The sequence below is a fragment of the Taylorella asinigenitalis ATCC 700933 genome (assembly GCF_000687755.1).
In the GTDB taxonomy this organism is placed as follows: domain Bacteria; phylum Pseudomonadota; class Gammaproteobacteria; order Burkholderiales; family Burkholderiaceae_B; genus Taylorella; species Taylorella asinigenitalis.
The window spans coordinates 1-13,252 of record NZ_JHXN01000018.1; the positions used below are offsets into that span (position 1 = coordinate 1).

Genomic DNA, 13,252 nt, shown 5'->3' on the forward strand with positions numbered 1-13,252 from the left:
TGCGGCGGAGTTATTGCCAGTAAGAGATTCGCTAGAGGCGGCTTTAAGTGCGGAAGAACAAAGTCTAGAAAGTCTAAAAGAGGGCATGGACCTTACTTATAAGCAATTAACTCAAGCTTTAGAGAGAAATAATCTTACAGAAATTGCTCCTGATGCTTCGACTAAATTTGACCCCAATTTTCATCAAGCAATTTCATCTGTCCCTAACTCCGAGATAGAGAAAGACTGTATCGTTCAGGTATTGCAAAAAGGGTATAAATTAGCGGATAGAGTGGTTCGTCCTGCATTAGTGATAGTATCGGCTGGGTAAGTTAAAGGGAAAGATTGATGGGGGGCGGGGGCATTGCCACCTAATGGAAGAAAATTTTCTATTTTTTCTTGAAATTTTTTATGCAACCCATACATACAAATCATAAAGAATTTATTTAAAGGATTTCAATATGTCTAAAATTATTGGTATTGACTTAGGAACTACTAACAGCTGCGTTTCAGTTATGGACGGCGGCCAAATTAAAGTCATCGAAAACTCTGAGGGTGCACGTACAACTCCATCTATCGTAGCTTATGCGGCAGACGGAGAGATTCTTGTGGGTGCTCCTGCTAAGCGTCAGGCTGTAACTAATCCTCAAAACACAATTTTTGCTGTTAAGCGATTGATTGGACGTCGTTTTAAGGATGAGGAAGTTCAAAAAGATATTAATCTTATGCCTTATAAAATCGTCGAAGCAGAAAACGGCGATGCATGGGTTGAAGCTAACGGTAAGAAATTAGCTCCACAACAAGTATCAGCGGACATCCTACGCAAAATCAAAAAAACAGCTGAAGATTATTTAGGTGAGGAAGTTAAAGATGCAGTGATTACTGTGCCTGCATATTTCAACGACAGTCAGCGCCAAGCTACTAAAGATGCAGGTAAAATTGCTGGCTTAAATGTACTTCGTATTATCAATGAACCTACAGCTGCAGCTCTTGCTTTCGGTCTTGATAAGCAAGAATCTCGCGACCGTAAGATTGCAGTGTTTGACTTAGGTGGTGGTACATTCGATATTTCAATAATCGAAATTGCAGATGTGGATGGAGCAAATCAGTTTGAAGTGCTATCTACAAACGGTGATACTTTCTTGGGTGGTGAAGACTTCGATCAACGAATCATCGATTATATTGTTAGCGAATTTAAGAAAGATCAGGGCGTAGATTTATCTAAAGACGTGCTTGCTCTACAACGTTTAAAAGAGGCTGCAGAGAAAGCGAAAATCGAACTTTCATCTACAACTCAAACTGAGATTAATCTTCCGTATATTACTGCGGATGCTTCAGGTCCAAAACATTTGAATGTGAAATTGTCTCGTGCGAAATTAGAGGCATTAGTTGAAGATCTTATCGAACGTACAATCGAGCCATGCCGTATTGCGGTTAAAGATGCGGGCATCAAAGTTAGCGATATCGACGATGTGATTTTGGTAGGCGGTATGACTCGTATGCCAAAAGTTCAAGAGAAGGTGCAAGAGTTTTTCGGTAAAGCTCCTCGTAAAGACGTAAATCCAGACGAAGCTGTTGCGGTAGGTGCTGGTATCCAAGGTTCTGTTCTTTCAGGAGATCGTAAGGATGTATTGCTTCTTGATGTGACTCCGCTTTCTTTAGGTATTGAAACATTGGGTGGTGTGATGACTAAGCTTATCCAGAAAAATACCACTATCCCTACACGTCATACTCAAGTGTTCTCAACCGCGGACGATAATCAACCTGCAGTAACTATTAAAGTGTTCCAGGGTGAACGTGAGATTGCTCAGTACAACAAAGCTTTAGGTGAATTTAATCTTGAAGGAATCCCACCTGCTCCACGTGGTATTCCACAGATTGAGGTTACTCTAGATATCGACGCAAATGGTATCTTGAATGTGTCAGCTAAAGATAAAGGCACTGGAAAAGAAAATAAAATCACTATCACTGCGAACTCTGGTTTGACTGATGCAGAAATTGAACGCATGGTTAAAGATGCTCAAGATAATGAAGAAGCAGATAAGAAAATTGCGGAGTTAGTTAAAGTGCGTAATGAAGCTGATGGCTTAGTTCATGCAACTCGCAAATCTTTAACTGAATACGGCGATAAACTTGAGGCTTCAGAAAAAGAAGCTATCGAGTCAGCTATCAAAGAACTTGAAGAAGCTATTAAAGGCGATAACAAAGAGGAAATTGAATCTAAAACTCAAGCTCTTCTTACATCATCTCAAAAATTAGGCGAGAAGATGTACGCAGATATGCAAGCTCAACAAGCGGCAGCTCAAGCAGCAGGTGCAGCTGAGGCTGATTCAGCTCCTCAAGACGATAATGTAGTTGACGCTGATTTTACAGAAGTTAAATCTGAGGATTCAGAAAGCAAGTAATACCCAATGGCTAAACGTGACTTTTATGAAGTTCTAGGAGTTGCAAAGGGTGCGAGCGACGATGAGATAAAAAAAGCTTATCGTCGCTTAGCTATGAAATATCACCCAGATCGCAATCCCGACGACAAACAAGCTGAAGAAAAATTCAAAGAAGTGAAAGAGGCTTACGAGACTCTTTCTGACTCTAAAAAACGTCAAGCGTATGATACGTTTGGCCATGCAGGAGTCGACCCTAATGGTATGGGCGGCGGTGGCGGCTTTGGTGCTGGTGCAGATTTTGGAGATATATTCGGTGACATATTCGGAGATATTTTTGGTGGTGCTTCTCGAGGTGGTGGCCGTACTCAGCCTCAGTCTTTCCGCGGGAATGATTTACGGTATCGCTTAGAGATTACCCTAGAGCAAGCTGCTTCTGGATATACAAAAGAGATTCGATTTAACGGGTACGATACATGCGGTTCATGTCACGGAACTGGCGGAAAAAATGGTGCACAACCTACTACTTGTCCTACATGTAACGGTACAGGTGCAACCGTAGTTCGACAAGGACCATTGCGTTTCCAACAAACATGTCATGCTTGCGGTGGTACTGGTACAGTTATTAAAGATCCTTGCGATAAATGCGGTGGTGCAGGTCATGTGCGTAAACAAAAAACGTTATCTGTGGATGTACCACGTGGTATCGACCATGGAATGCGTATTCGTTTAAATGGTCATGGAGAGCCTGGAATTAATGGTGGTCCATCAGGCGATTTGTATGTAGAGATTTCTATAAAGAAACATCCAATTTTTGAGAGGGATGGGGATGATTTGCATTGCGAAGTGCCATTGCCATTTGTAACAGCGGCTCTAGGTGGCGTTCTTGAAGTGCCTACTCTTCAGGGGAAAGCTAATATCACTGTTGCTGAAGGTACGCAATCAGGTAAGGTATTCCGCTTAAAAGGTAAGGGTATTCAGGGTGTACGCTCTTCTGTGCCTGGTGATCTTTACTGTCATGTTCATATCGAAACGCCTGTTAATTTAAGCGATGAGCAGAAAGATTTGCTACGTCAGTTTGATGCAACTATTGAGAAGGATTTGGGAAAAAATTCACCTCAAAATAAGCATTGGACGGACAAAGTAAAAGATTTTTTTAGTAATTTATAAATTTAAGTTTTATATCAAAACCCACCGAAACGGTGGGTTTTTTTGTTCCATATAGATAAGTTCTATATACAACTCATTAAAAAATCTTACAATGTTTCAATATTTGTAATTTTGATTTCCTAAAATTACGGGGTTTGATTTTTTAATAATAATTTCTAATTGAGGGTTTTATGAACAAAATTTTCAAGGTTGTATATAACAAAACACTTGGTTCATGGGTTGCTGTAAATGAATTTGCCCGAGGTTACTGTAAGAATGTAAGCACTAAAAAATTAATCGCTTCTTTAGCCCTCAGTGGGATGGCAATGGGTGTGCTTGCACAGACAACTACTGTGGATTTGACAACTTTGAGATTCGACCCTACTGCTGACGGAGTACCTACAGATTCTAATGGACCTTGGGGTGATAATGCGGGCGAAGGACCGATTGTTGCGGGGGCAGGGGAAACAATTAATGTAACTGGGTCTCTTGAAAATGCTGTTGATAATTATAAAAACAAATACGCCATAATAACTTACTATCCCCATGCACGGACAGATGATTTTAAAAATGCAGTATTACCTCAGGATTGGGAAAATATTAAAGATTATGTGTGGAATCCGGATTTAAATGATTTCGGTCCTAAAGCAGATAATTATGTTTTTAATCCAAAAAAATCAGTTGTATATGAAGATAGTGTGACTAAAAGTAAAACCACAATTCAAGTATACGATTCTAGTTTTTTCAAAGTTAGAAAAGCTCACGGTTATGTTTGGTCCATGGGATCCAACGTCCCTGGAGGTCAAGTGAATTTTTATAACGATTTTAGAATTGTCACTGCAAAAGAGGGTGGACAGGTAAACTTCAATCCTACTAAAGGAAACTTTGATGGTACAGATGTAAGGGATAAGGGTCTTCTTATAGATTCTAACAATGTAATTAGACTATATGCCAAAAATTCACAATTAGTGGTAGCAGACGGTGAAGGTTCTAAAGTCACATGGGGTGAGAACGGATCTTCTCATTTTGTAATTTTAGGTGATGCTCATGGCAACGAAATTAAAAGTAGTAGCAGCTTATTATCGAGAAATCACACTCGTGTATTTTATAAACCTGGTGGAAGACAAACTACTAAAACTGGGGTAGAGTTCAATATCGTAGATTTAGATTCTTTTAAAGCTTATAACGATCAGCTTATTAATGAAGTAAAAAGTGGGGACATAAAATCCGAAGATGAGTACCTAGCTTATTTTAATAAGTCATATAAAACAGAAAAAATTAGATATTCATTAAAGGAAGAATTATTTCAGAACTTAGGAGAAACTAGTATTCCAATGGGTACTAGGTCTATCATTCAGGCCCAAAATGGTGGCACAGTTGAAATTGCAGAAGGTGCTCTGTTTGCAAGTAAGTCTTTATCTCCTTTGTCAGGTGTAACATCAGAAGCTGCTATTAGATCTCAGGGGATTGGTAGTAAGGCTATAAACAGAGGTACATTTGAATTTATGCGGGGTCAGGCTGATGCAATAGGTATGCAAGCTGACGAAGGTGGTCACATAATAAATGAAACTACTGGCCATATTATCAGTCCCAAATATTATAAAGATGAAAGATATGCGGCCTCGTTGGATAGAACCCGATTAATGCTTGCTAGAGGCGAAAATTCTTTAGCAATAAATAGAGGTAAATTATCCTTATTTGGTTCAGGATCGTTTGCTATGTGGGCATATAACGGTGGAAAAGTTATAAACGACTCTGCTGGAACTACACAAAATGGTGAAATTTTTATCTCCTATAGAGATTTTTTAAATGAGAGTCAAATATATAGTTCAGGTAATCCTTTTGAAGGAATTAGAGTTACAGGTGCTTCAATTGGCGAAAACAAAGGAAAAATTCATATTGGGCTGTCACCTGAAGGTGTAAAAGTACATAACAAACAGGGTATATTCCGAGGTGTTGTTCTAGGTGATAGCGGTGATGTCAACGGTGCAACATTCTCTAATTCTGGTGAAATAATAATTCATGAAAATATTGATGGTGCTACAGGTATTCATGTTAATGGATCTGCAATAAAAGTTAATAATTCAGGCTCAATTTCCCTAAATGGTTCGAAAGACAATGGTCGTAGTAATGTTGGTATTGATATTTCAAATGGAGGTTCAGGGGAAGGTGATGCAGAAACACTAGTAACTAACAGTGGTATAGTAAACGTTAACGGGTCAAATAATATTGGGGTAAAAATATCTGGAACCTCATCTGGTGGTAGATTGGTTAACACCGAGGATTCTATCATAAATGTCTCTGGTAGCTTATTGCCAGGGTTTAGAAACTACGGTGTATGGTCAGAAAAAAGCACAATTGAAGTTGATGGCACTGTCAATTTAGAGGGTAATAAAGGTATTGCCATTCACGCCAGAAATAAAGGTAAAGTAATCTTAGGAGCAAATTCTAAAATAGATATTAAATCAGGAAGAGAGCATATAGCTTACTTTATCCATGGTGCTGGCTCAGAGATTATTAATAATAGTACTAGTGAGCAAAATGTTCATTCTGAACAGTCACAACTTTTTAGAATTGCTGGTGGTGCTAGTTATGATGGAACATCTACTGATCCTAACAATAAAACCACTTTAATTGCTAGTGGAGTAGAATCAACTGCATTGTGGATTACAGATAAAAACACAACTGTTACAACTGGTGGCGCTTCTGTTACAGCATCTGGAGATAAATCCGTTGCATTGCGTGTTGTTGGTGGTGCAACTGGAACACTAAGTGAAGAGACTGAGCTTATTTTAAGTGGAAAGCTAGCTAAAGCTGCTATTGTAGATGGAAGAAGTATTTCCATTATTGGTGAAGATGAAGGAGTAAAACAAGGAACTAAACTTGATTCTTACTCTAACATTACTTCTGAAGCAACCGCCGAGGAATCACGTGCTTATGCGGTAACTAATGAAGGTGAATTAATTAACCATGGAGACGTTAATCTTCAAGGTAAGGATGAAATTGCTGTTGAATTAACAAAAGGCGGTAAATTAGTTAATCACGGAAATATAGTAGTCGCAGGTGCTCATAAAGATGGATCTACTCAAGCTGTTGCAGCCGTAGATGTTTCAGGTGCCTCTGACTCAGGCGTTCAATCAAAATTTGAACATAAAGCAGGAAATATTCAACTAACTAATGGTAAAGCCACTGATGCAGCTATTCGTTTAGGTGAAGGTGCATCACTTGATATGTCGGGTGAAGGTTCTACTGAGGCGACAATCAAAGCTGGTGGTGCTGCGAGTGTAGTTCTTGTAGATACTGGTGCAACAGGGCTTACTCTTGGAGCAAATACACTATCCTTATTAGCAGGTGGTACTGGTGCTATTGTAGAGAATAAGGCTGAAATAGAGGGCATTGCCACAAAAGAGACTACTTTTGAAGTGACAGATGGCATTGCGATTCGCTCTGGGACTGCATTAGCAAATGAATCTAGCGGTACTATTAATATTACTGGATCAGGTACGGGTATTGTTTTTGCGAACAGGAAAGCAGATGCAAGTCTAAGTGGCGATGACCGTTGGGCAGAAACAGATGAAAATCTAACTGTTGGCGGAATCGATATTAATGTTAAGGACGGAGCTACTGGTAGAGCACTGTATATCAATACTTCAGGTTCATTTAGCAGTGCAGCAAATATTAATCTTGAATCTACTGATGCTGGAGCTGCTTGGGATATTGATAATGCGGGACCAAGCCTTACCAATAGTGGAAATCTGACATCAAATTCCACTAACGCAATTATTGACTTAAAAGAGTGGGTTAAGAAACATCCGCAAGATAACGTATTCACAAACAATGGAAATATCACGTCTCCAGACGGTGGAATAGCTATCGACTACTCTGCAACAGCTGATTCCATTATTAGTTTTAAAAACCTTAAAGCTGATCCGTCTTCAACTGAAGCTGGACCAACAATTACTGGAGAAATTAAATTTGGTGATGCTCAAGTTAATCTTGAAAATAGCGGAGTATTAGAAAATAAGGTTGTTACTAAGGCTAAAGATGATGAATTCCATATTTTTGGAGCAAATGCTGATGTAAAAGGTGGTATTGATGCTGGAGAGGGAAATAATACAATTTTCATACAGTCTGATACTCCTAACAATAATTCATCAGCCAAACAAACTGGTCATATAACTGCAGGTGCAGGCGATGATACATTCAGTATGAGTAATGGCTCCAGTATGTCTGGAAATCTATCTCTAGGTGATGGAACAAATACAATCACAATAAAAGATGAAGATACCACATTTACAGGTGAAATTAATACTGGTTCGGGCATCGATACATTAAACATTCAGGGATCATCAAGTGTTGATTCATCACTTGTAAATTTACGTGATGGTGATAATGTTATAAAAGTTTTGAATTCTACAGCATCCATAGACAATCTTATAACTGGAGCTGGCGAGGATGAACTTTTAGTTGATGCTACAGGTAATTTAGAAGCCAATATCAACCTAGGAGAAGGAACTAATTCCATCACTAACGGTGGAACACTTAACTCAACTGTTTTATTAACTGGATCTGGCGAAGACTCTTTAATTAACTCAGGCACACTAAAAGGAGATGTTAATCTCGGTGAAGGAGAAAACTCTTACACAAATAGTGGAACCTCAACAGCCGCTATTAAATCTGGCTCTGGATCTGATACTTACGATTTGCAAGAAGGTAGCACCAATGACGGTAGTATCAAAACAGGTGAAGGTGCGGACACAGTTAATATAGATAATGTTAAATCAGCTAAGTCTATTGAAACTCAAGAGGGCGATGACACAGTAACAGTATCTAATCTTGAGGAGGCTAATAAAGCGGCTTTAGGCATTCTTGATGGTGGTGATGGTACGGATACATTATCATTCAATAGTTCTAAAGCTGTCTTCTCAACCGATGCACAAAAGATAAATAATTTTGAGAGCATTGTTTTAAATCAAAACTCTGATATAGAGATTAAAACATTAGGTGCTGGTGCATCAAATACCACACTTACTATAAATGACTCATCACGTTGGTATCATAATCAGTCAGATGCAAGCTCAGATGTTGCTCTAGCTTATAGTGTAAGTTCTGCTGCTACAGGTGTTCTTGAGGTAAATACAAATAATCAAAATCTTAACTTCACAGGTTCAGATTACACTCAACATTTAGGAACTACTAAGTTAACTAACGCTAAACTTGAACTTAATGAAGCAAATATTAAGGCTGTTAAAGCAGGTACGTTAGAACTCTCAACAGGGTCAGAAGCTTCTGTTGTCGTTCAAAAACCAGACGTAACTGAAGAAATCGGTAGCTTAAGTCTCACTGGTGGCTCTCTAATTATTGATAAACCAATATTAGCCCTTAAGCCAGGTTCTGAAACTGCTGCTCTTAAAGTAAAAGATTTAAATGCTGATAGCGGGACTGTAAAACTGACTTCAGGTGAATTCCTAAATGACTTTGACCAAAATGGGGTGCTATCTGATATATCTCAACTTGGACTTCTTGCTCAAGATGATGGTGAAATTATCGCCAATATCGTTAAGGCAACAGGAACAGTAACAGAAGGCAATTTAGAACTTACAATCGATAACCAAGCGGCGCAGCAAAGCGACAAAAGCATTGCCATCAAACAAGAGGGAGAAAAAGTTGCCGATGCTAAGTATGGAATCGCAGCTCAGGTAGAGGATAGCGGCGATAACAAGGGTATTAATGCCATTTATGCACTTAAAGAGCTAAATATTTTAGCGGGCAAGATGCTAGATCTTCGCAAAGCAGGCGAGGGTGATGCGGCAGTGCTTTCTGCAAAAGTGACAGGCGAAGGCGGTATCAAAGTTAATGCTCAGGATGAAATTTCGCTCAAAAACGAAGCAAATGCTTATAAAGGTGCAACGCATGTAGAGTCTGGCAAACTTACTCTCGCTTCAGATAATGCGACTGGTACTGCAGAATCGCACACAAGCAAAATCATTTTAGAGAATGGTACTGAAGTTGCGACCGATTCGAATAAGGTTGCTCACTCAGATGCACTTGATGCGAAGGATGGCTCTAAAGTTACGCTTAACGATGGCACTTTGAATCTACACCACTCGAATGCTTCTGAAGCCTCTAGTAGCATAGCAGGCGAAGGGGCTTTGAGCGGCTCTGCAAAATCGAAAATTGTTCTTAATACTGCAGAACACGCTTCTAGCCTAGTTATCAAGAAAGCAAATAGTGCATTCTCAGGCACTGTTGAAGCTCAAGATAACACATCGCTTGTACTTGAAAATCTTGATTCAATTGGCAATGGTAAAGTGACTGTTTCAGGCACAGGAAATGCGACGCTTAAAGCATTAAGCGGTGTATTTGATAATGTTGTAAGCGGAGATGGATCTCTTGTAGTAGATGGTGGAGATGTTGAATTAGCGGCTGATAATTCTGCTCTCACTGGCACTGTCGATATCAAAGATAATTCGATTGCAAAAGCTAAGAATCAAAATGCTCTTGGTACTGGAGTAGTAAATACAAACGACACTGGTAAGCTTGAACTAGGCACCATGACTGGTGAAGCTGGCAAGCTTAAGGTTGCTATTAAAGGCTCTGGTAGTGTGGAGACTTCAGAAGGTGCACAAGTTGAACTCACTAAAGATAGTACTGAGTTTGATGGAATTTGGAATGTGCTTGAGGGTACTAAATTAATTGCCACAAAACTATCTCAATTTGGTACAGGAGAGGCTGTAGCTGAAGGTACAGTTGAACTTAAAGGCATTAAGGGTGAATCAGGTAAACCTGAAATACTCTCTACACCTACAATCTCTGGAGCAGGTGAAGTTGCCTTAACAAATGCCTCTTACATCTCTTTAACTAAAGACTCTAAAGTAGATGAGTTTACAGGAAACTGGAATTTAGCTGAAGGTACTAAGCTTCTAAGAGATAACTCAGAAGCATCAGCTGAGGTCTCATTAACCGATAAGGTTAAAGGAGACGGTACATACGCAGTAGATGCAAACAATCAGTCAGTTGCATTTAACGGCAAGTATGATGAGTTTAATGGCTCTTATGAGATAAATAACGCGAAAGTTGAACTTAATCCTCAAAACGTTAAGGCTACTCACTCTGGAACTACTTTAGTTCTAAATAAAGGGGCGGTAGCAGATGTACCTAAATTCGGTAATCCAGCTGCACCTGTTGAGATTGGCTCATTAACGCTTAATGGTGGCGAAGTTAAATTAAATAACGCAATCATCGCATATAAAGAGAATGTTCCTGCTTCGCTTAAAGTTGAGAACTTAAATGTTCAAGCGGTTGTTGATCCAGTTCTTAGAGCTGCAGGTGATAAATCTAAGGTATCAGTAATCGCTGATGAGTTTGTATCTGATCCTCTAGCAGAAAATGAGAAAGCACTTCTTACTCAGGATGATGCAGAGAATAAAGTACTTCTAATCGAAGCAACAGGTAAAGTAGAAGGTGATGAGGGCAATGTAGAGGTTGTATTTACCGATAAAGATGGCAATAACATCTCTAATCCAGCTAATCTTGATATTGTTCAACACAATGAAGCTGTAGCTAAAGGTGAATACGACCTTGCATCGCATCTGCAAAAAGAGCAAGATGGTGAAACTAAGAAAGGTCTTTATGCTTCCTATATTCTTAAATCACTTGAACTTCTAAAAGATAAGCAACTCTCTTTGGTAGCAGACCCTGCAAATACAGCTGAAGGTGCAAATACACTTACAGCTAAGCTTACAGGAGAAGGCGGTTTAGATATCGGCACTGGCAATGATGACCCTAACACTCACAAAGTTGAAATAGCAAACTCTGCTAATGAGTTTACAGGCGATACTAATGTTTTAGGTGGCACACTTATCGCAGGCTCAGAAAATGCTCTAGGTTCTGCTGATAAACACACAGCTAATTTAAATGTTGATCCTAATGCAGTGTTTGAAATCAAAGAAGGATTAGATGCAACTAAACCAGTTCATATTGGGTGCTTAAACGCTCAGAAAGACTCTACTGTAGACCTTAAAACAGGCAAACTTGTGGTTCATGGTGATTGTGCAGATGGTCTAAGCAATGCCAAAGAAGGCACTCTTAAAGGGGCCGATGGTAGTGAACTTGAAGTCGTAGGCACGGAGGCTAAGAAATCTCATCTAAAATCTGAAGGTGCACAAGATGAATTAAATAGCAAAATCACTGTAAGTCAGCATGGCATCTATGAGATAGGTCATGAAGATGGAGCAGGCCATGGTCCAGTGGCAGTTGCTCAAAACGGTAATTTTGTAATCAATACAGACGGTAATATCGATAACGATCTTTCTGGAGATGGTTTGGTATTAGTTAAAGCCGATAAAACTGTAGAACTCACAGGCGATAACACTGGCCTAACAGCCGCTTCAGAGCTTGATATTGAAGATGGTGCAGACGTTACTGCTAAAGAGAAGAAAAACCTTGGTTCAACTACAGTTGATACCAATAACTCAGGTACTATCAATTTAACAGCCAATGGCACAATCGATGCAAAAGTTAAAGGTAATGGTACTCTTAATTTTGATGGTCGCTTAGAGTTAACACCAGAGACATTACCGAACTTTGGTGGAGATTTGGTTGGAGCCGATGGCAGTACGCTTATTGCAGGCTCAAATGACACACCTATTGACCTTAAGGTTAAGAAACTTGCGATAAGCACAGGTTCTACATTTGCGGGTGTCGGCTCTATAGCAGGTGATATCGAAAACAATGGCTCATTTATCGTAGGAGATGAAGACAAAGGACTTGCAGCTGATCAAGCACAAGGACCTGGCTCTAAATCTGATTATATTGTGGGAGGTAATTTCACTAATAAAGCAGATGGAACGATATTCCTTGGTGGTGAAAAAGACGATCTAGATAATGTAGGTTCAACTCTAAGAGTTGAAGGAGACTATGTTGGAGAAGAGGGCTCTAAGCTTAAAGTAAACACTATCTGGAATAATCCAAATGAATCGGTAACTGATGCTCTTCATGTTAAAGGTAAAGCCTCTGGTTCTACTAAAGTAGAAGTAGGTAATAACGGCGTAGTACGCGGTGATGTTATTCCTTATGAGGACGATAAATACTCTGAAGACGTAGTAACCGTAGACCAAGATCATGAGGGTAATGTGTTTACTGGTTCAGCAGAGACTGAGGGAGCAGAACAGATACAGCTTGTTAAAGTGGGTAATAACTATAAGTGGAAACTTAAAGGTACGTTCTCACAATCAGTTCCTGGATATTTGCAAGGGCCTACGATTAATTTGAGTACAGGGTTTGCAGACCTTGGGACCTTAAATGAGAGGATTGGAGCTCAGTCTCAATCTACAAATGCTGGTGGTAAGGTTTGGGGTCGAATCAGAGGCACAGATCTAGAATTAACAGGCTCTAAGCAGTTCTCCTCTAAGTCTACATCTACCTCATGGCAGTTTGGCTTTGACCTTGCGACTAAGTACAAGGGTCTAAATGCAAGAAGCGAGACAGGAGTGATGTTTGGCTACACAAACACAGATGTGGATACGTTTGATAAAGAGAGAAAAGTAAACGGCATAGTAGTGGATGATAAGTTAGCAGGTGGTATCACAACAGATGCCCTAAGCCTAGGAGTCTATCACACTAACTATAACCCTAATGGTTCGTACTTTGATTTAGTAGGACAAGTGAGTAAGCTTAAAAACAAATACAATGCACGCAATGGTATTAAGGTTGATCAAAGCGGCTGGAGTGCGTTGCTATCG

4 protein-coding genes are annotated in these 13,252 nt (G+C 39.6%); all 4 read left to right on the forward strand.

What is annotated here, in order from left to right:
- The coding region (grpE, locus tag T432_RS0107305) for a nucleotide exchange factor GrpE (protein ID WP_028884749.1) at nt 1-310 on the forward strand (310 nt) is incomplete at its 5' end.
- A gap of 130 nt (nt 311-440) precedes the next feature.
- Complete coding sequence (gene dnaK / locus T432_RS0107310) at nt 441-2,384, forward strand: molecular chaperone DnaK (RefSeq protein WP_028884750.1); 1,944 nt, start codon at nt 441-443, stop codon at nt 2,382-2,384.
- 6 nt (nt 2,385-2,390) lie between these two features.
- Entirely contained in the window at nt 2,391-3,530 is a 1,140-nt protein-coding gene (gene dnaJ, locus T432_RS0107315) for a molecular chaperone DnaJ (RefSeq protein WP_028884751.1), read from the forward strand.
- A gap of 170 nt (nt 3,531-3,700) precedes the next feature.
- The coding region (locus tag T432_RS0107320; protein ID WP_028884091.1) for an ESPR-type extended signal peptide-containing protein at nt 3,701-13,252 on the forward strand (9,552 nt) is incomplete at its 3' end.

Bases quoted from the DNA above. Each gene is read 5' to 3' on its own strand.
- dnaK (WP_028884750.1), top strand. From the start codon at position 441: ATGTCTAAAATTATTGGTATTGACTTAGGAACTACTAACAGCTGCGTT.
- dnaJ (WP_028884751.1), top strand. From the start codon at position 2,391: ATGGCTAAACGTGACTTTTATGAAGTTCTAGGAGTTGCAAAGGGTGCG.